Here is a 981-nt window from a genome sequence, read left to right on the forward strand (position 1 = left end):
GGAGACATGGTTGCCAATGCAGGCGCCATGAGATTGACCAGTGATGGTAAGCTGGTGATTGCCAAAGCACGTGCCAAAGGTGCGGTGAAGGCTCACTCTCACCACGACAGTGTGCATGTGAAAGATCTGCTTTTTTCAGAAGAAGCGGTTGAACTGAAGGCTTTGAAGCATGTTGAACTGGCTGAACATGCCCGCGTTGCGGCAAGCGGTACTGTTGATGTGCGCGCCGATGTGATCAAACTCCAGTCTCATGCTCTTTTAGCAAGCGGTATTGGAAGTGATGGTCAACAGTCAGCGACGGGTTCTTTGCATTTACAGGCAGCAAAGCTTGAGGCGGGAAATGGGCGGATAGCCGCCGGTGATCTTTTAGAGATCCAAGCAGCAACCATTGATCTAAGCCGCATGCAAGACAATGATCAAACAGGGGTTTCTTCCCTTGGCGATCTGACCATTGAAACCAATCAAATCAGCGCTTTAAACAACCATATTGGTGCCAAGGGGAATATTGTACTGAGCGCCGATGATGCGCTCACTGTAGGCGCTGGACATTATAGCGCCGGCGGTTCTCTTTTAATGCAAGCAGCAGAGCTTACATCAGGCGCTCATTTAGTTGCAGAGCAAAAAGTTGACCTTTATGCGCATCACGGTGCCCTGATCCAAGAAGGCACTGTCTGGTCTAATGGGAAGATAACGCTGGATGCCCATGGAGCTCTCAATCACACGGGTGATATTGTCAGTATGCAGCAGGTTGCCTTGACAGCGGGGGGCATGCTCACAACTTCTCAAGAGAGCACGATTTTAAGTTATGATGTGGTTTTAAGTGCTGATGCTTTAACCCAAGCAGGGACTGTGGAAGCCCAAGAGGGAGCGTTAACCCTTCAAGTGCGTGAAGGGGTCGCAAATAACGGCACAATGCGCGGTGAGAGTGTCGATGCTCATCTTGGTGCATTTACCAATCAAGGGACGTTTATTGCAACCGAT

At 50.1% G+C, this 981-nt stretch carries 1 pseudogene; it reads left to right on the forward strand.

Features of this window, described 5'->3' with window-relative positions:
- A pseudogene (locus PVV57_RS10385) lies at positions 1–981 on the forward strand (filamentous hemagglutinin); the annotation flags it as partial.

This window comes from Bartonella sp. AU15XJBT, assembly GCF_028618615.1.
Classification (GTDB): Bacteria; Pseudomonadota; Alphaproteobacteria; order Rhizobiales; family Rhizobiaceae; genus Bartonella.